This window comes from Bradyrhizobium sp. (genome assembly GCF_049798375.1).
Lineage (GTDB): Bacteria > Pseudomonadota > Alphaproteobacteria > Rhizobiales > Xanthobacteraceae > Bradyrhizobium.
In genome coordinates this window covers 1-18,512 of record NZ_JBARGP010000020.1, presented here as the reverse complement: position 1 = coordinate 18,512, position 18,512 = coordinate 1, and the positions used below count along the sequence as shown (strand labels likewise).

Genomic DNA, 18,512 nt, shown 5'->3' with positions numbered 1-18,512 from the left:
CCAACCGGCGCCATGGCCGACAACGTCACCGGCTTTGCCCGCGCGCTGCGTGCGGCCGGCCTGCCGGTCGGGCCCGGCGCGGTGCTGGATGCGTTGACGGCGCTGGAGGCGATCGACATCGGCAAGCGTGCCGACGTATTCACCACTCTTGAGGCGATCTTCGTCAAGCGCCGCGAGCACGCGCTGATCTTCGCCCAGGCCTTCGATCTGTTCTTCCGGGCCGCGGAAGAATGGAAATCGATGCTGGATTCGGTGCCGCTGCCGGACCAGGCCAAGAAGAAGCCGCCGCCGGCCTCGCGCCGGGTCCAGGAGGCGATGGCGCAGCCCCGAATCCATGAGGAGCCGCAGGCTCAGGAGCAGGATCTGCGGCTGGCGGTGTCCGACCGCGAACTGCTGCAGAAGAAGGACTTCGCGCAGATGAGCGCGGCGGAGATCGCGCAGGCGACGCGCGCGATCGCCAACATGCGGCTGCCACAGACCGAGCTGAAGACGCGCCGCTACCGGCCAAACCCACGCGGTCACCGCATCGACATGCGCAAGACGCTGCGCCAGGCGTTGCGCACCGAGGGGGAGATCATCAATTTTCATCGGCTGGGGCGGCTTCAAAAGCCGGCGCCGATCGTGGCACTGCTCGATATCTCTGGCTCGATGAGCGAATACACCCGGCTGTTTCTGCACTTCCTGCACGCGATCACCGATGCTCGCAAGCGCGTCTCGGTGTTCCTGTTCGGTACCCGGCTGACCAATGTGACGCGGGCGCTGCGGCAGCGCGACCCCGACGAGGCGCTGGCGAGCTGCTCGGCCTCCGTCGAGGACTGGGCCGGCGGCACCCGGATCGCGACCTCGCTGCATAGTTTCAACAAATTGTGGGCGCGGCGGGTGCTCGGGCAGGGCGCCATCGTGCTCTTGATCTCCGACGGGCTGGAGCGCGAGGCCGACGCCAAGCTCGCCTTCGAGATGGACCGGCTGCACCGCTCCTGCCGCCGGCTGATCTGGCTCAACCCGCTGTTGCGCTATAGCGGCTTCGAAGCCAAGGCTCAGGGCATCAAAATGATGCTGCCCCACGTTGACGAATTTCGCCCGGTACATAATTTGAGTTCGATAGAGGGACTGATCTCGGCGCTGTCGTCGCCATTGCCGCCGCATCACCGCAGCGCGATCCGCCCCGCCGCCTAGGGAGACTCACATGACAGCCACGCTCAACCGCGACGAGGACATCCTGAAAGCTGCGGAGGACTGGCGGAAGGCCGGCCATGGCGTGGCGCTCGCCACCGTGGTCGAGACGTGGGGCTCGGCACCGCGGCCGGCGGGCTCCAACCTCGTCATCAACGACGACGGCACGTTCTTAGGCTCGGTCTCGGGCGGCTGCGTCGAGGGCGCCGTCGTCACCGAAGCGATGGACGTGATCGAGAGCGGTGCCCCCAAGATGCTGGAGTTCGGCGTCGCTGACGAGACCGCCTGGAATGTCGGGCTGTCCTGCGGCGGCACCATCCGCGTCTTCGTCGAGAAGGTCGGCTAAATGCAGCTCGCCACGCTTGCCGAACTCAATGTTGAGCGCGCCGCGCGTCGCCCGGCGATCCTTGTCACCGATGTCGCCTCCGGCGAGCAGCGGCTGGTGAAGGTCAAGGACATTGCCGCCGACCCGCTGCAGGCCGAGCTTGCGGCCCAGCTACGGATGGGCAAGAGCGGCATGATCGAGGCCGCCGGCAAGCGGCTATTTCTCAATGTCTACGCGCCGACGGCGCGGCTCGTCATCGTCGGTGCGGTCCATATCAGCCAGGCCTTGGCGCCGATCGCGCAGTCGCTCGGCTATGACGTCACCGTCGTCGATCCGCGCACGGCGTTCGCAAGCCCGGAGCGCTTCCCCGACGTGCCGTTGATTGCGGAATGGCCCGACGTGGCGCTGCCGCCGCTCAACATCGACCATTACACGGCATTCGTTGCGCTGACCCACGATCCGAAGATCGACGATCCGGCGCTGCTGCATGCCTTTGCGCGCGACTGCTTCTATATCGGCGCGTTGGGCTCGCGGAAGACCCACGCCAAACGCGGCGATCGGCTGCGCGGACAGGGTGCCAGCGATGTCGACATCGCGCGCATCCACGCCCCGATCGGGCTTGCGATCGGCGCCGTCTCGCCGGCGGAGATCGCCGTTTCGATCATGGCGCAGATCACTGCGACCCTGCGGTTGCCACCCCGCGCGAAGGAAGCGGCGGCATGAAATTCGGACCTGCCAGTCCGGCGGATGCGATTGGCGGGGTGACCGTGCACACCTTGCGTCAGGGCTCCCTGGTGCTGAAGAAGGGCACCACGATCGGTGCGGCCGAGGTCGCGGCCCTCACCAAGGAAGCCGTCAAGGAGATTGTCGTGGTCCGCCTCGAGGACGGCGACATCTCCGAGGATCAGGCCGCCGGCAGCATCGCCAAGGCCGTCGCGGGCGACGGCATCCATGTTGACCGTGCCTTCACCGGCCGTGCCAATCTGTTCGCAGCGCATGCCGGCGTGCTGGTGATCGACCGTGCCGCGGTCGACCGTATCAACGCGGTCGACGAGGCCATCACTTTCGCGACGCTTGAAGCGTTCAAGCCGGTGGTCGAAGGCGAGATGGTCGCGACCGTCAAGCTGATCCCGTTCGGTGTCGAAAGCAGCCTGTGCGATGCCGCGGTCGCGGCTGCCGGCCGTGATGCGCTGACGATCGCACCCTATGTCATCAAGCGGGTTGGGATCGTCTCGACCATCCTGCCGGGCCTGGCGTCCAAGGTGATCGACAAGACCTTGCGCGTCACTGCCGAGCGGCTGGCGCCCGCCGGCGCTGCCATCATTGCCGAGCGCCGCGTACCGCATGAGGAGGCGGCGCTGGCCGCCGCTGTCCAGGAGATGCTGTCGCTGGGGGCCGAGCTCGTCATCGTGTTCGGGGCGTCGGCGATTGCCGACCGTCGCGACGTGATCCCGGCCGCCATCACCGGGATCGGCGGACGAATCGAGCATTTCGGCATGCCGGTCGATCCCGGCAACCTCTTGCTGATCGGAAGTGCGGGCAACGTGCCGGTGCTGGGCGCGCCGGGCTGCGCCCGCTCGCCGGTCGAGAACGGCTTCGACTGGGTGCTGATGCGGCTGCTCGCCGGCATCAAAGTCACCCGTAACGAGCTGATGGGCCTGGGCGTCGGCGGGCTGCTGATGGAAATCGTGACGCGGCCGCAGCCGCGCGCCAAGCCTGAAGCCGACGGCGAACAACGCAAGGTCGCGGCCATCGTTCTCGCGGCGGGGCGTTCGACCCGCATGGGCGGTCCGAACAAGCTGCTGGCCGAACTCGAAGGCAGGAAGCTGGTGCGCATCGTCACCGAGCAGGCGCTGGCCTCGAAGGCCAGCGAGGTCATCGTCGTCACCGGCCATCAGGCCGAGCTGGTCGAGCAGGCGCTCTCAGGGCTCGATGTCAGGTTCGTGCGCAATCCGGATTTCGCCGGCGGGCTGGCAAGCTCGGTCAAGGCCGGCATTGCTGCGGTGTCGAAGGAGACCGATGGTGCTGTCGTGTGTCTCGGCGACATGCCGATGGTCTCCTCGCTGCTGCTCGATAACCTGATCGCGGCCTTTGCGCCCGACCGCGGTAATCTGATCGTGGTACCGGTCTCGGAGGGACGCCGTGGCAATCCGGTGTTGTGGTCGCGACGCTTCTTCCAGGAGCTGATGACGCTCGATGGTGATATCGGCGCGCGGCACCTGATCGCCAAGCATGCCGAAGCGGTGGCCGAAGTGCCGGTCGAAGGTGACGGCGCCTTCCTCGACATCGACACGCCGCAGGCGCTGGAAGCGGCACGGCAGGCGTGAGGCTTGTAGCCCGCGTGAGCGTAAGCGACACGCGGGACCACCCCGGATGTCGCTCCGCTCGTCCGGGCGACGGATCGACGTTTCCCGATTTCAATCTCCCGTTCACCAAGTTGAAACGACCGCCCGGCTAGATTTTCCTCGTGGACCTCGGGGGAGGGGAACGTGATCGTTTCACGGCCAGCGCGACGCTTCGCGCTTTTTGTTTTTGGACTGACACTCGCGGTCAGAGCCATGGGCTTCGGCGGCGAGAATTTCATCGGTGCGGCGAACGCCGCGGGCGCGTTCGCGATCGGCCAATGCGCTGCCTATGGCCAGGCTTACGATTATCCGGCCGAGAGCCAGGCCAAGGAAGCCGCGCTCAAGCAGTGCAAAGGCAATTGCACGGCCGTCACGATGAAGAAGGCCTGCGCCGCATTTTCCGTCGATATGACCAATCCCTGCGGCCCGCACGGCTACGCAGTGCGGCCGAAGATCTCGGCGTCGCTCAACGAGGCAACGCGCGAGTGCTACAAATATGGCGGCAAGGAATGCGTCATCCGCGCTTGGGTCTGCGACGCCAAGGGTTGAACGGAACCGCTGCGTCGACGATGGTCAGTCCGAATCTGGCGCTGACGTGCCAAGTCCGACATGACGTTGTTTGAGGGAGCCGCATGCTGTTCGACACCAAGATCGCGTTGGTCATTAGGACCGATCTCGAAGCCTGGCAGAAACTGAATGTCGCGGCCTTCCTGTCGAGCGGCATCGCAGCAGCCTATCCTGAGTGCATCGGCGCGCCCTACGAGGATGGCTCCGGCACGCAATATCACGCCCTGATCGGCCAGCCGATCCTGATCTATGGCGCGCCCGACGGCGCGGCGCTGTCGCGTGCGCTTGAACGTGCCCTGGCGCGTGGCGCCAAATGCGCTGTTTACACCGAGGACATGTTCAAGACCACGCATGACGAGGGCAACCGCGCCGCGGTCAAGGCGGTCGCGCGCGCCGATCTCAACCTGGTCGGACTCGCCCTCCGCGCCGAGCGCAAGGTGGTCGACAAGATCGTCGACGGACTGAAATTCCACAGCTGATGAATGTTTGCGTGACGAGGTCCGCCAACCTCGCGGGCGTCGCTTGTTCGTCGCTTGCCTGCTTCGCAATCAAGACGAGCGCCGCCGATACGAAGGTAGTCGGTTCCGCGAACGGGAAAAAAACTCCCGTGCGATTCATGGTTGCAATCTGAAGTCATCGCGTTATAGTAGTTGCTGCGTCTACCTTTTATGAGCGTGATTTATCAATCTTATTGATTGTTCGGTCTCATTTGATTTTCAAATGAGCGGGTGCAAATCGGCGTGTAAGGGCAAAATATTCCTGCATAGGCCTGGTGACCACATTTTGTGCCTCCCCAGGTAATTAGTTAGCCGAAACGACGACGCTACAGCGATCCATAGTTCACTGCATCAGAAGATTTACCTCGGTCGGGGCTGCCATTCCTAGGGCAGGTTTCCGACCCAATGACGATGCGCGTCCATAAGCTCATCATACAGAACCTTCGATCTACACCATTGCTGTCACTTCCGCATTTAGGAGCTCAAAATGACAGACCCCACCGACATCGCACATCTTCAAAAGGTTACGCAGGAACTGATCAAGACGATTACCTCGCCCGAGGTCATCGAACAGATGCGGCAATTTCGCGAGAAGGCCGCCGCCGGCGCTTCTCACGCGGAGGCGGGTAACTTGATGTCGCTCGAAAGCCTGAAGTCAGCCGGCGCGCAACTTCCCGAAGGATTCCGGATCACCAGCCGGGTGTTCGAGGACAAGCTCAACAAAAAGACGATCGATCTTGGACCGTACAGCGGCGATCCGCCGCCACGCCCGGCCAGTTTGGCAGGGAACGCGGTCAGTGGCTGCGCAGGCGGCGGTGCAGGCACCGTGTGCGGTTGTGCTGGCGGCGGCACGTGACAGTCGTCGACACGGGACGCGAGGGCCAGTGACAATGAACCATTATGCACATCTCGATTATGGTGCGGACGAACTGCAAAGGGTCATGAGCGAGCATTATGACAAGCTCATCTCGTTCGTTTCCTCACTCGAATTCAGGTCGGTTTTCGAGGAATTGATGAGCCTCGATCCGCGTCGACGGCCGGCCTTCATCCAGGAAGTGCTTCTGGACGAAGCCGCACTTGCGGCGCGCGGAATCGTCGTTCCGGAGGGTATCCTGATTCAACGATCGGCATTTGGCGATCGCCGTCCGACGCTTTTCGCCGTCAAACATTTCCTGCCGGAGCGATATCGCAACGTGTGGGAGAATGTGAATTTGACGTTCGATAACGAATACGCCGATTCGAGCGTCAGCCGGGACAAGGAGACATGCTGGCAGGCGCCTCTTGAACCGTTTGCTCAAGCGGCCGAACTCGCTCAAGTCGCCGCGTAATATGACGGTATTATCATCGTTTGTGGATTGATGCCTTGCGTTCGCCAATCTTGGGATCAGCGAACGCAAGGCGGGTTGGTGCAACAGTGTGACATCTGATTGCGGTGGATCTGCGCGTCCGCTGATCTCTGTGGAGAGGAGGGCAGCGCGCACGATGGGCATCACCGCTGAGATCTGCCGCCCATTCGTGGTTCGGCAGCATGGCACGAACTCGGACGCGCCTTGGCCAGCGTCGGGCTCGCGTGCGACACCGCGGACCTATTCGCAGTCACGCGGGATGAGGCCAGCGGGGCTGCGGCCGCACGCACCGCTCACGATCTGCCGAGTCCGGTCATTCGCAACCGGGCGTACGGCGTCGACCACATCTTCGCAGCCTGAGTTCACGATCTGTCACATCGCGCCCCGCTCGGCATCGTGTCCAAACAACAAGCCTTCAGTCGTTTGATCCCAATCAAGGCCAGCTTCTGCCAAATCCGCGCCCTCGGCATTACTCATCTTGACAATGACTGACCAGTCAGTCATTTTTCGAAAATGACGACACGGAAAACGGCATCGACTTCGGGCAGGGCATCGGAGCCGCGGCAGGCAAAAGCGCGCACTGCACCGACCAGAGCGGGGGCGCACCGGCCGCCAGCGGGGCGGACCGAACGCGCAGCGGAGCGCCGCGCGGCGATAGTGGAGGCGGCGATGGAGGAGTTCATCGCACGCGGCTTTGCGGCGACGCGGCTCGATGACGTCGCCAAGCGCGCCGGCGTCGCCAAGGGCACGATCTACCTGCATTTCAAGGACAAGGAATCGATGTTCGAGGAATTGATCCGTACCGCCATCGTGCCGTTCGTGAACCGGATGACCGCGCCACCGATGATCACCGGCTCCGTGCGGGACGTCGTCGAAGCCATGGCGCGGATGTTCATCCATGAGGTGGCGACCACCCGTCGCGGCGACCTCGTCCGTCTGATCGTGGCCGAGGGGCCGCGGTTTCCAGCGATCGCCGACTTTTACTATCGCGAGGTGGTGTCGCGCGGCCTCGCCGCCTTGCGCGCCCTGCTCGAGCTTGCCGTCGCGCGCGGCGAGATCCGGCAGTCGAAGCTCATGCAATTCCCCCAGATCGTGATCGCCCCGGCGATGATCGCGGTGATCTGGAAGAGCCTGTTCGAGCACCATGCGCCGCTCGATGCCGAAGCAATGCTTCACACGCACCTGGACCTGATTTTCGGCGAAAGGAATGCGACATGAGCTTGTGGCGCCATATCGCGATACTGGCGCTCGCCGCTGCGTTGGTGGGCTGCAACGAGAAGCGCGATCCCGGTTATCAGGGCTGGGTCGAGGCCGACATGATCTTCGTCAGTCCCGACGAGTCCGGGCGGGTGACCAAGCTCGACGTCCGCGAGGGCGACGAGGTCAAGGTCGGCGATCATCTGTATGCGGTCGACGACGATCTGCAGCAGGCCGACCTTAACCAGAACAAGGCGACGCTCGCCAACGCGCAGCAGACCTATGATCGCGCGGCGGCACTGAGCAAGACCGGCGCGGGCACCCAAGCGACATTGGACTCGGCCGTGTCGTCACTGCGCGTGGCCGAGGCCCGCGTCGTGAGCTCGCAGACGCGGCTGGCGCGCCGCAGCGGGTTCGCGCCCGTGGCCGGCATCGTGCAGCAGATCTATTTCCGTGAAGGCGAGATGGTTGCGGCCGGGCGGCCGGTGCTCTCGATCATGCCGCCCGGCAACATGAAGCTGCGCTTCTATGTGTCCGAGACAGACCTGCCGAAATTTGCGATCGGGGACGAGGTGCGGGTCACTTGCGACAATTGCGCCGCCGACCTCACCGCGCGCGTCTACTTCATCGCGACATCGGCGGAATACACGCCGCCGGTCATCTACAGCCTCGATGAGCGCAACAAGCTGGTCTATCTGATCCAGTCACGGCCCGCGAAACCCGATGCGCTGCGCGTCGGCCAACCTGTCAGCATCTATCCCAGCGCCAAGACGCCGGTGGCGGACAGGCGATGACCGGCTCCGACGCCGCGATTGCGATCGACGTCCACGGCCTGGCCAAATCGTTCGGTGGCCGCGAGGTCGTCCATGACCTGTCGATGCAGGTGAAGCGCGGCTCGATCTACGGATTCCTCGGTCCGAACGGCTCCGGCAAGACCACGACTATCCGCATGCTGTGCGGCCTGCTGACGCCCGACAGCGGCGAGGGGACGTGCCTCGGCTTCGACATCCGTCGCGACGCCGACAAGATCAAGCGTCGGGTCGGCTACATGACGCAGCGCTTCAGCCTCTATCAGGATCTCTCGGTGCGGGAAAACCTGGAATTCGTCGCGCGCCTCTATGGCGTGCCCGACGCGCGCGGCGCCGCGCGCGAGATGGTCAAGCGGCTCGGCCTCAATGGCCGCGAGGAGCAACTCGCCGGCGAGTTATCCGGCGGCTGGAAGCAGCGGCTGGCGCTTGGCGCCTGTACCTTGCCCAATCCGGAGCTGCTGCTGTTGGACGAGCCGACCGCCGGCGTCGATCCGAAGGCGAGGCGCGACTTCTGGAACGAGATTCATGCCCTTGCCGCCGAAGGGCTGACCGTGCTGGTCTCGACCCATTACATGGACGAGGCCGAGCGCTGCCATGAGATCGCTTACATCGCCTATGGCCATCTGCTGGCGCGCGGCTCGGTGGAGGAAGTGATCGCGCAGTCGGCGCTGACGACCTGGACAGTAAACGGCGACGACACGCGAGAGCTTGCGGATGCGCTGGCCGGCAAGCCCGGCATCGACATGGTGGCGCCGTTCGGCACCAGCCTGCACGTCTCCGGCCGCGACAAGGCGGCGCTGGAGGCAAGCATCGCGCCCTGGCGCAACAAACCGGGCCTGCATTGGCAGCAGGCGTCGCCGTCGCTGGAAGATGTCTTCATCGATCTCATGAACCGCTCGAAGGACAATTTCCAATGAGCGGGGCGGAGACCCATGCGCGGGCGGACGCAACGCGCGAGCCGCGGTTCGGCTTCTGGCGCCGCACTTACGCGATGGTGGTGAAGGAATTCATTCAGCTCCGCCGCGACCGGGTGTCATTCGGAATGATCGTGATGCTTCCGGTGATGCAGCTGCTGCTGTTCGGCTATGCCATCAACACCACGCCGCATCATCTGCCGACCGCGGTGCTGCTGCAGGAGGATACCGATCTCGGCCGCTCGATCCTGAAAGCGCTGGAGAACACCGCTTATTTCCGCTTCACCGAGGAGGTCCACAATGTCGACGAGTTCGACGACCTGCTGCTGTCAGGCAAGGTGCTGTTCGGGATCGAGATCCCGCGCGGCTTCGAACGCGCCGTGCGTCGCGGCGACCGGCCGGCGCTGCTGATTGCGGCCGACGCGACCGATCCGGTGGCGGCATCCTCGGCGCTGTCCTCGCTCGGCACCATCGTGCAGACCGCGCTCAGCCATGATCTCTACGCCGGCGATCCGATCTCGCTACCGTTCGAGATCCGCGCGCATGCGCGCTACAATCCGGCGGCCTCGTCGCGGCTCAACATCGTGCCCGGACTGGTCGGCACCATCCTGACCATGACCATGCTGATCTTCACGGCGCTGTCGGTAACGCGCGAGATCGAGCGCGGCACCATGGAGAGCCTGCTGTCGATGCCGATCAAGCCAATCGAGGTCATGCTGGGCAAGATCGTCCCTTATGTGATCGTCGGCTTCCTGCAGGCCGCGATCATCCTCGGCATCGGTGTGCTGCTGTTCGGCGTTCCCATCTTCGGCAGCCTCACGCTGCTGGCCATGCTTTCGACGCTGTTCATCGCCGCCAACCTTGCGATTGGCTACACCTTCTCGACCCTGGCGCAGAACCAGTTGCAGGCGATGCAACTCTCGATCATGTTCTTCCTGCCGAGCATCCTGCTCTCCGGCTTCATGTTTCCGTTCCTAGGCATGCCGCGATGGGCGCAATATGTCGGCGAGTGCCTGCCGCTGACGCATTATCTGCGCATCGTCAGGGCGATCATGCTGAAGGGCTCGACCCTGCACAATCTGCAATATGATGCGCTGGCCCTGCTGGGGCTGATGCTGTTTGCGATGACGATCGCCGTGTTGCGCTTCCGCCGGACGCTGGATTGAGGCACAATGGTGCCGCAACGAAGAGAGCGATCATGGCGCGATGAGCTGGTGGGGCAGGGACGGGGTGGGTGACGTATCGGCCGAGTTCAATCGGTCGTTGGTGCGCGAGTTGCTATTGACGCAACAGCTGCGCGTCAAGGTGCTGATCGTGACCGCGGCGCTGTTCCTGGTCCTGCTCAGCCTGATCGATATCTTCGAACCTGAAGTGGTCGCGCATGTCTACCAGACCGGTCGCCGGGCCATCCTCACGCAGGCGATCCTGCTCGCGTTCATCCTGTTCGAATGGTGGGTCCATTCCCAGATTGCGCTCTATTTGAAGCGTGATCGCGACGTCCCGCCGTTTCGCCGCTACGTCAGCGCGTTTATCGAGACCTCGCTGCCGTCGGTTGTCTTGATCCTGCAGATCGACAGCATGGGCGCGGACAAGGCGTTGGGCTTCGTGATGCCGTTCGCCTATTTCATCTTCGTCATCAGCTCGACCCTGCGGCTCGATCTCTGGCTCTCGGCATTCACTGGCTTCGTTGCCGCTGCCGAACTGCTCGCAATCGCCATGCACTTCCGCGTCGCCGACGGCGCTGAACCCGAGCTCTATTTCGATATCGCCCGCAGCGTGACCATCCTGATCTGCGGCGTGCTCGCCGGAGCGGTCGGCCTGCAACTGCGCCGGCAGTTCGCGGCCAGCATTCTGGCTGCGACGGCGCGCGATCGCGTCACTAGCCTGTTCGGCCAGCATGTCTCGCCGCAGGTGGTGGAGCGGCTGATGGCGGAGGGCACCTCGGGCGCCACTGACATCCGAAGGGTGGCCGTGATGTTCGCCGATTTCCGCGGCTTCACCGCGGCAGCGCAATCGCGCACGCCGCAGCAGGTGGTGGACCGGCTCGACGGCGCCTTCGCGGTGCTGGTCGAAAAGCTCGAGGCCCATGGTGGCATCGTCAACAAGTTCCTCGGCGACGGTTTCCTGGCGCTGTTCGGTGCGCCGTTCGAGACGCCGGATGCCGCACGCCATGCGGTCGCTGCGGGGCGCGAGATGCTGGCAGCCATGACGGATGTCAACGTCGATACCGACTGGCCATTGCGGATTGGCATCGGCATTCATCTCGGCGAGGTCGTCGCCGGCAGCATCGGCTCGCCGCGGCGCAAGGAATACACCGTGATCGGGGACACCGTGAATTTCGCCTCGCGGCTCGAGGCGCTCAACAAGGAGTTCGGCTCGCAGCTCCTGATCTCGTCGGAGGTGCGCGCCGCATTGGGCGAGACGGAATGCGAGGCGCGCTCGCTCGGCGAGGTCCCGGTGCGCGGCTATGACCATCCGGTCGAGGTCTGGCAGCTGGGGTAGGCGCGGGCGCCTTGCGATCTACAGCTGCGGCGCAACCAAATTTTCGATCTTCACATGATCGCGGTCTTCGATGATTTCCGCGATCATCTGCCGGTGGCAATGGGCGTGGTCGCGCTCATAGCAGAGCAGGCAAATCGGGCCTGATGTCTTCACCAGCGCCGACAATTCGTCGAGCTGCTCCTTGGCCTGCGGCGTCTTCAGATGCGCGTCGTAGATCCTGCGCAAGGTCTCATAATGGCCGCTGCGCGCGGCCTCGCGGCCGTCCTTCGGAGTGCCGAGCCCGCGGAGGTGAACGTAAGCAATGCCGCGCTCGTCGAGGCCGGCGGCGAGCTGGCTCTTGGAGAAGCCCGGCCGTCGCGACGACGCCACCGCGCGCACGTCGACCAGCAGCTTGACGCCGGCACCCTGCAACTCGTCGAGCACTGCCTTGGCCGGCGTCTGCTCATAGCCGATGGTGAACAGCGTTTTTGCCTTGGCCATGACCATCCACCTCAACCGACTCGCTTGATCAGCTCCATCGCGCCCTCGGGTGCGCGCACCTTGCCCTCGTGAATCACGTAAGCGAACACGTCGCGTGGCACTTTCTTCGCGGGCTTGTCGCCAACGCGCGGCAAATCGTCCGGTTCGCCGCCCTCGGCCCATAATTGGAAACGCTTGGCCCAGGCATCGAGTTGCTTGGGCGGATAGCAGGTCTTGATCTCGTCATCGCCCTTCTGCAGCCGGGCATAGACGAAATCACCGGTGACATCGGATATCGCCGGGTATTTGCCGTGCTCGGCAAACACCACGGGCGTCTCGAACTGGCGGAGCAGGGCGACGAACTCCGGCACGCAAAAACTGTCGTGCCGCACCTCGACCACATGGCGTAATTTGTGGCCGTCGAGCTCGCGCGGCAACAGCTCCAGGAATGCGCCGAAATCCGCCTCGTCGAATTTCTTGGTCGGTGCGAACTGCCAGAGCACGGGCCCTAAGCGATCGCCGAGCTCAAGCACGCCGGTGTCGTAGAAGCGCTTCACGGGATCGCCGGCTTCCGCCAGCACGCGGCGGTTGGTGGCGAAGCGCGGTCCCTTCAGCGAGAATACGAAGCCGTCCGGCACCTCGCGCGCCCATTTGCGAAAGCTCTCCGGCTTCTGCGAGCCGTAATAGGTGCCGTTGATCTCGATCGAGGTCAGCTTGGAGCCGGCATATTCCAGCTCCTTCGATTGCGGCAGCTTCTCGGGATAGAACACGCCGCGCCATGGCGCGAAGGTCCAGCCGCCGATACCGATATAGATGTGGCTCTTCCGCTTTGCGGCGCGCGTGGGAGCTTTGCTCACGGGGCAGTTCCGTTTGACGGTGAGGGGAGGACGAGGTCGAGGCCTCAAGATTAGTCCAAGGTGGCGGGCTTGACCAGTTCGCGACCTGTGGCCCTGCTGCTCTACCTCAGCCCGGTCAGATCGTGGTATCTGTCTCAGTGGGGCAGCAGGAAAGACATTCGAGATGACATCGCAGTCCATCGGCGGCGTTCTCGGCGCCATCGTCGCAGCGGTCGTGCTGGCGGCCGCATTTTATTACGTACCGGTCGGGCCGTTCGCGAAGCCGGTACCGGTCAAGGTCGAAGCGCCTGCCGCGGAGACCGCTCCGGCCGCACCGGCGCCGCGCGGCCCTGTGGTTCGCGAGGTGCCGAACTAGAGGCCCTTGCGGAACGCATCCGGCGTTCCCATATCGTTGACAACGACGACGTTGAGCCCAGTCCCCCCGGGGTTCCGTTATCGAAAACGACCACGACAGAGCGGCAGCGCCGGATGTACGCGCACCCTTTGTTTGTGGTCGTTGCCATTTTGCGCCGGCGTTTTCCGGATATCACACGGTCGGCTTTTTAGGCGTCCCGAGCGGGGCGGCGTTGGTATGGGCCTTGGCATGGCGGGAGGCGGCGGATATACGCTTGCCCACCATGAACGAAGTGATCCGACCGGCTCTGCCAGTGCCACCGCAACCTGCTGATATGCCGATCGTTTCGGTCGTTGTCCCGACCTTCAACGAGCGCGACAACGTGACCACGCTCTACCGGCGGTTGGAAGCAACCTTCAAGGACATGCCTTGGGAGGTCGTGTTCGTCGATGACAATTCGCCCGACGGCACCTGGCAGGTGGTGCGTGAGCTGTCGCGCGCCGACAAGCGCGTCCGCTGCATCCGCCGCATCGGCCGGCGCGGCCTCTCCGGCGCCTGCATCGAGGGCATTCTCGCCGCCAGCGCGCCCTATGCCGCCGTGATCGATGCCGATTTGCAGCATGACGAAACGCAGCTACCGAAGATGGTCAAGCTGCTGCAGGACGGCGCCGCCGAGCTCGTGGTCGGCAGCCGCTATATCGAGGGCGGCAGTGCGGCGAGCTTCAACAAGCAGCGCGCGGGCGCAAGCGCTTTCGCGACCCGGATCGCGCAGCAGGCGCTCAAGGTCGCGGTCGCCGATCCCATGAGCGGCTTCTTCATGATCCGCCGCGACCGTTTCGAGCAGATCGCGCCCAAGCTCTCGACCCAGGGCTTCAAGATCCTGCTCGACATCCTCGCCAGCGCCGAAGGCGGCCTGCGCACGGTGGAAATTCCTTTCACCTTCGGCACGCGCCTGCATGGCGAAAGCAAGCTCGACTCGATGGTCGCGCTGGATTTCCTCGGCCTCGTGCTCGCCAAGCTGACCAACGACGCGCTGTCGCTGCGCTTCCTGCTGTTCGCGATGGTCGGCGGCACCGGTCTCGTCGTGCATCTGGCGACGCTGTTTCTCGGCCTCAACGTCCTCGACATGTCGTTCACCGAGGCGCAGGCGCTGGGCGCGTTCGTGGCCATGACCACCAACTTTGTTCTCAACAATTTCTTGACCTATCGCGACCAGCGGCTGAAGGGCTTTGCCATCCTGCGCGGCCTCCTCGTGTTCTACCTGGTCTGCTCGGTCGGACTGTTCGCCAATGTCGGCGTCGCCTTCTCGGTCTATGACCAGGAGCCGATCTGGTGGCTGGCGGGTGCCGCCGGCGCGCTGATGGGCGTGGTCTGGAACTACGCGATCTCCGGTCTGTTCGTCTGGCGCAAGCGATGATTTCTGCGCCGGCCGCCGACGATTCGCGGCTGGTCCGCAACGTCTGGCTGACCATCATAGCCTTGGTGGCGTTGCGGCTGATCGCAGCGGCGCTCACGCCGATCACCTTCGACGAAGCCTATTACTGGATGTGGTCGAAGCATCTGGCGGGCGGCTATTACGACCATCCGCCACTGGTCGCAGTGGTGATCCGGCTCGGCACCATGATCGCCGGCGATACCGAGATCGGCGTGCGGCTGGTCGCGGTGCTATCGGCGCTGCCGATGAGCTACGCGGTCTATCGCAGCACCGAGATTCTGTTCGGCAGCGTGCGGGCGGCGGCGACGGCGGCGCTGCTGCTCAACGTCACCCTGATGGCGGCGGTCGGCACCATGATCGTGACGCCGGACGCGCCGCTGCTTGTCACCTCGAGCTTCGTGCTGCTCGCGCTCGCCAAGGTGCTGGAGACGGGCAGGGGCGCGTGGTGGCTCGCCGTCGGCGTTGCGGTCGGCGCCGCGCTGACCGCGAAATACACCGCGATGTTCTTCGGCGCGGCGATCCTGATCTGGCTGGTCGCCGTGCCGAAGAACCGGCACTGGCTGCTGTCGCCCTGGCCCTATCTCGGCGGGCTGGTCTCGTTGGCGATCTTCTCGCCGGTGATCCAGTGGAACGCCGATCATCACTGGGTTTCCTTCATCAAGCAGCTCGGGCGGGCGCGGATCGAGGATTTCCGCCCCGCCTACATCGCCGAACTGATCCCGACTCAGTTCGCCTTTGCGACCCCGCTCATCTTCATCCTCGGCGTTATGGGGCTCTACGCGCTGATCCTGCGACGCGCGGGAACGGCGGCGGCGCGCGTGCTGATCGACGTGATGGTCTGGGTCATCGTCGCCTATTTCGTCTGGCACGCGCTGCATGCGCGCGTCGAGGCCAACTGGTTCGCGCCGATCTATCCGGCCTTCGTGGTCGCGGCCGCAGTCGCCGCCCATCTGGTGCCGTGGCAGACGCGCGAGCGGCGCACCATCGATGTCTGCCTGCGCTGGGCTGCGCCGATCGGCATTGCGATGTTCGTCGCCCTGATCGTCCAGGCCAACACCGGCTGGCTCTCGGGCTACAAGCGCGATGCCACCGTGCGCAGCGTCGGCGTCGGCTGGCGGGAGCTCGCAGATGGCATCGAAGCGGTGCGCGCGCGAACCGGTGCGTCTTGCGTCATCGCGATGGATTACGGCACCACGGCCTGGCTCAGCTTCTATCTGCCGCCCGGCACCTGCGTGCAGCAGGCGATCCAGCGCATTCGCTGGGTGAATTTTCCGCCGCCCGATCCCGGTGAGCTCAAGGGCAAGCTGCTGTTCGTCGACGAGGCCCAGCTTGGCCTGCGTCCCTATGTGACCGAGCGCTTTGGTCGCATCGAACAGGCGGCGCAACTGACGCGTCAGCGCGGACCGCTGGTGATCGAGACCTATGCGCTCTACGTGCTGTCGGAGCCGAAGGGCGAGGTGCTCGACGATTCCCCGCCGCCGGAGCTCGATCGTTAACGCCGACCTCGCAAATTCCATCGCACGGATACGGTCGGTCTACGGAGCGCTTAACCCCGTGTCATTCCGGGACACCGCGCTTTTGCGGGCAAACGCGCCGTATTTTTGTCCTTTTTCTGCCGCCATTAGCGGCGAGAGAGCTTGTTAAGACTAACACGCGGCGGATCTGCCAGGACTTAATCCGCATTTAACTAAAACTCGCCTTAATGCCGCTCTGTGTCTTTGCGAGATGCCGTGCGGCAGTTCGATCCAGCACGGTATCGAGTCAGGGTTTGTGAGTCACCGTTCTGGGCGTCAGTACATGAGTAAGAGTAGAGCTGCGTTGGCTGCACGGAACCGCAGGAAATCCTCCCTGAAAACCTTGTCTCACAAACTCATTGGCGGGGCGGCCATCGCGTGCCTCGTCGCCGGCAGTGGCTGGACGGTCTACAGCAAGATCATCAATGCCAGCGCCTATCCGACCTTGGGAACCGCCGGCTACGACGACCCGGTCGCCCGCGTGACCCCGAAGCTCGCCAGCCGCAGCACTGCGGAGGCGGTCAGCCAGGCCTTCGAAGCCTTGCCAAAGACGCCCATCGCCAAGCTGGCGTCAGTGCCTACGATCACGTCAGAAATGTTCGATCAGCGCTTTGCCGCTGCGATTGCTGATGGTGTCGCGTCCAACGCTGCCGCCGGCGCGCCGCCGCTGCCGAAGCTCGCGGAAGCCACGCCGCCGACGCCGAGGATCCCGGAGAAGTCGGCCGTGGCCCAGAGGCTCGCCGAAGCGCCGAAGAAGGACGCCAAGCCGGTGCAGCTCGCGCTCGCGACGCCGTCTACCGAGGCACCGCGGGCCGCTCCTGAGGGCACTGCGCCGAGGAGCGGAATGAGCTCGCTGCGCGCGATGACCGAACGCGCCAAGGCGGCGGTGCTGTCGATCACCGGCGAGCGCCACTCGATCCAGGAACGACTGTGGGGCAAGCCCGATCAGCAGGGCGGCGGCTTGCTGGCCTATGCGTCGGCCGATGCCAGCTTCACCTCCAGCATCAGCCAGGATCCGACCAAGGGCGGTCAGGCGCCGTATGACCGTTCGACCGCGGTCTACGACATCTCGGCCCACGCGGTGTACCTGCCCGACGGCAGCAAGCTCGAGGCGCATTCCGGTCTCGGCGACAATCTCGACAATCCGCGCTCCGAGAACATCAAGATGCGCGGCGTCACCCCGCCGCACATCTACGAGCTGAAGCCCCGCGAGGCGCTGTTCCACGGCGTGCCGGCGCTGCGTCTCAATCCGATCGGCGGCAGCGAGTCGATCCATGGCCGCGACGGCCTGCTCGCGCATACCTACATGCTTGGGCCGGGCGGCGATTCCAACGGCTGCGTGTCGTTCCGCGACTACTACGCCTTCCTCGATGCCTACAAGAGCAAGGGCATCCGCAAGCTCGCCGTGGTCGCCCACATCTAGTGAGTTGGATGAGGGCAGGCGGCTGCGCTGCTTGCCCCTCTTTTTTCATCCCACCTGCCTCCACGTCGTCATTCCGGGGCGCCTGTCGGGCGAGCCCGCAATCCATACTCCGGGACGGATTTGTTCGGATCCGCTGGTGGATGCATCCGCGCCGCAAACTCCGGCATGTGGTTATGGATTCCGGGCTCACGCTTCGCGCGCCCCGGAATGACGAGCGCGGCTGAGGCGCTCGCCTCGATTTCAACGAACGTCTTCTCCACTATTGCAAACAGCCGAACATACGTTCGCATTCTCGCGGCATGATCTGCCCGAGTGCTGCGAGGCGTTGTGCCCTCCAAAAGAGAGGGCGCAGGGAAGGCCGGGTGCCGTTCGCACCCGCGGCCCCCGTGCGTGAAAAATGCACGGGGAAGGAACCACAGGTACGAGCCGAACATCCGGCCCTCCCTGCGCGATGGAAAATAAATATCCGAGTGGGTTTGTAGAGAGCGCGGTGGGCCGCCTAACCCATTGATTAATCGATAACTGTCGCCATATCGTGCCACGACCCTCCACACGCCGTCGCACACACCATCGCGACACTTCCGAGACACGAGACACGATCATGGCACGCAAAGTTCGTCACAGCGCACTGGAGAGCCGGAGCGCTCGCTTAAAGCTGCAGGTTCGCAGACGGCCTTACAACGGCCCTTCATTGGCACGCGGCGTCTCGTTGCTCTACCGGCGCAACGTCGCTGCCGGCACTTGGGTGATCAAGGCCAGCAACGGTCACGGCAAATATTGGACCAAAGCCATCGCGCTCGCGGACGATTACGACG

19 protein-coding genes and 1 pseudogene are annotated in these 18,512 nt (G+C 64.2%); 18 read left to right on the top strand and 2 right to left on the bottom strand.

What is annotated here, in order from left to right; all coding sequences use genetic code 11:
• The 13 genes from WA702_RS00850 to WA702_RS00790 all read left to right on the top strand — a co-directional run.
• The coding region (locus tag WA702_RS00850; RefSeq protein WP_425108630.1) for a vWA domain-containing protein at positions 1–1,176 on the top strand (1,176 nt) is incomplete at its 5' end.
• A 10-nt stretch (positions 1,177–1,186) separates the two neighbouring features.
• Positions 1,187–1,519 (top strand): XdhC family protein, encoded by a 333-nt coding sequence (locus tag WA702_RS00845; RefSeq protein ID WP_425108629.1) that lies wholly within the window; start codon positions 1,187–1,189, stop codon positions 1,517–1,519.
• The gene (locus WA702_RS00840; RefSeq protein ID WP_425108628.1) at positions 1,520–2,221 is read left to right on the top strand and encodes an XdhC family protein; all 702 of its coding nucleotides are present in this window, start codon (positions 1,520–1,522) and stop codon (positions 2,219–2,221) included.
• The gene (locus WA702_RS00835; protein ID WP_425108627.1) at positions 2,218–3,825 is read left to right on the top strand and encodes an NTP transferase domain-containing protein; all 1,608 of its coding nucleotides are present in this window, start codon (positions 2,218–2,220) and stop codon (positions 3,823–3,825) included. The genes WA702_RS00840 and WA702_RS00835 overlap by 4 nt, the downstream gene beginning before the upstream one ends.
• A 231-nt stretch (positions 3,826–4,056) precedes the next feature.
• The gene (locus tag WA702_RS00830; protein WP_425108632.1) at positions 4,057–4,392 is read left to right on the top strand and encodes a DUF4189 domain-containing protein; all 336 of its coding nucleotides are present in this window, start codon (positions 4,057–4,059) and stop codon (positions 4,390–4,392) included.
• A gap of 83 nt (positions 4,393–4,475) precedes the next feature.
• Positions 4,476–4,889: a DUF2000 family protein gene (locus WA702_RS00825; RefSeq protein WP_425108626.1), complete on the top strand. Its 414-nt coding sequence runs from the start codon at positions 4,476–4,478 to the stop codon at positions 4,887–4,889.
• Between the two features lie 505 nt (positions 4,890–5,394).
• Positions 5,395–5,763, top strand: a complete 369-nt coding sequence (locus WA702_RS00820) for a hypothetical protein (protein ID WP_425108625.1) — start codon at positions 5,395–5,397, stop codon at positions 5,761–5,763.
• A gap of 34 nt (positions 5,764–5,797) precedes the next feature.
• The gene (locus WA702_RS00815; protein ID WP_425108624.1) at positions 5,798–6,235 is read left to right on the top strand and encodes a hypothetical protein; all 438 of its coding nucleotides are present in this window, start codon (positions 5,798–5,800) and stop codon (positions 6,233–6,235) included.
• 531 nt (positions 6,236–6,766) lie between these two features.
• Complete coding sequence (locus WA702_RS00810; RefSeq protein WP_425108623.1) at positions 6,767–7,471, top strand: TetR/AcrR family transcriptional regulator; 705 nt, start codon at positions 6,767–6,769, stop codon at positions 7,469–7,471.
• Positions 7,468–8,244, top strand: coding sequence for an HlyD family secretion protein (locus tag WA702_RS00805; protein ID WP_425108622.1), 777 nt, complete (start codon positions 7,468–7,470; stop codon positions 8,242–8,244). The genes WA702_RS00810 and WA702_RS00805 overlap by 4 nt, the downstream gene beginning before the upstream one ends.
• Positions 8,241–9,176 carry an ABC transporter ATP-binding protein gene (locus WA702_RS00800; RefSeq protein ID WP_425108621.1) on the top strand — a complete coding sequence of 312 codons (936 nt, stop codon included), beginning with the start codon at positions 8,241–8,243 and terminating at the stop codon, positions 9,174–9,176. Before WA702_RS00805 ends, WA702_RS00800 begins: the two co-directional genes overlap by 4 nt.
• Positions 9,173–10,339, top strand: coding sequence for an ABC transporter permease (locus WA702_RS00795; RefSeq protein ID WP_425108620.1), 1,167 nt, complete (start codon positions 9,173–9,175; stop codon positions 10,337–10,339). Before WA702_RS00800 ends, WA702_RS00795 begins: the two co-directional genes overlap by 4 nt.
• Before the next feature lie 40 nt (positions 10,340–10,379).
• A complete protein-coding gene (locus WA702_RS00790; RefSeq protein WP_425108619.1) occupies positions 10,380–11,675 on the top strand; it encodes an adenylate/guanylate cyclase domain-containing protein in 1,296 nt (431 codons plus the stop codon).
• An 18-nt stretch (positions 11,676–11,693) separates the two neighbouring features.
• On the opposite strand, the gene WA702_RS00785 is transcribed toward WA702_RS00790, so the two are convergent.
• Both WA702_RS00785 and WA702_RS00780 read right to left on the bottom strand, forming a co-directional pair.
• On the bottom strand, positions 11,694–12,155 hold the full coding sequence (locus tag WA702_RS00785) for a DUF488 family protein (RefSeq protein ID WP_425108618.1): 462 nt from the start codon (positions 12,153–12,155) through the stop codon (positions 11,694–11,696).
• A gap of 11 nt (positions 12,156–12,166) precedes the next feature.
• Complete coding sequence (locus WA702_RS00780; RefSeq protein WP_425108617.1) at positions 12,167–12,991, bottom strand: DUF72 domain-containing protein; 825 nt, start codon at positions 12,989–12,991, stop codon at positions 12,167–12,169.
• Positions 12,992–13,154: 163 nt separating this feature from the next.
• Here WA702_RS00780 and WA702_RS00775 point away from each other — a divergent pair, with 163 nt between their 5' ends.
• The 5 genes and pseudogenes from WA702_RS00775 to WA702_RS00755 all read left to right on the top strand — a co-directional run.
• A complete protein-coding gene (locus tag WA702_RS00775; RefSeq protein ID WP_425108616.1) occupies positions 13,155–13,346 on the top strand; it encodes a hypothetical protein in 192 nt (63 codons plus the stop codon).
• Between the two features lie 262 nt (positions 13,347–13,608).
• Positions 13,609–14,742: a glycosyltransferase gene (locus WA702_RS00770; RefSeq protein WP_425108631.1), complete on the top strand. Its 1,134-nt coding sequence runs from the start codon at positions 13,609–13,611 to the stop codon at positions 14,740–14,742.
• Complete coding sequence (locus tag WA702_RS00765; protein WP_425108615.1) at positions 14,739–16,256, top strand: glycosyltransferase family 39 protein; 1,518 nt, start codon at positions 14,739–14,741, stop codon at positions 16,254–16,256. The genes WA702_RS00770 and WA702_RS00765 overlap by 4 nt, the downstream gene beginning before the upstream one ends.
• A gap of 301 nt (positions 16,257–16,557) precedes the next feature.
• A complete protein-coding gene (locus WA702_RS00760) occupies positions 16,558–17,697 on the top strand; it encodes a tlde1 domain-containing protein (RefSeq protein WP_425108614.1) in 1,140 nt (379 codons plus the stop codon).
• A gap of 601 nt (positions 17,698–18,298) precedes the next feature.
• Positions 18,299–18,512, top strand: a pseudogene (locus WA702_RS00755) (site-specific integrase); the annotation flags it as partial.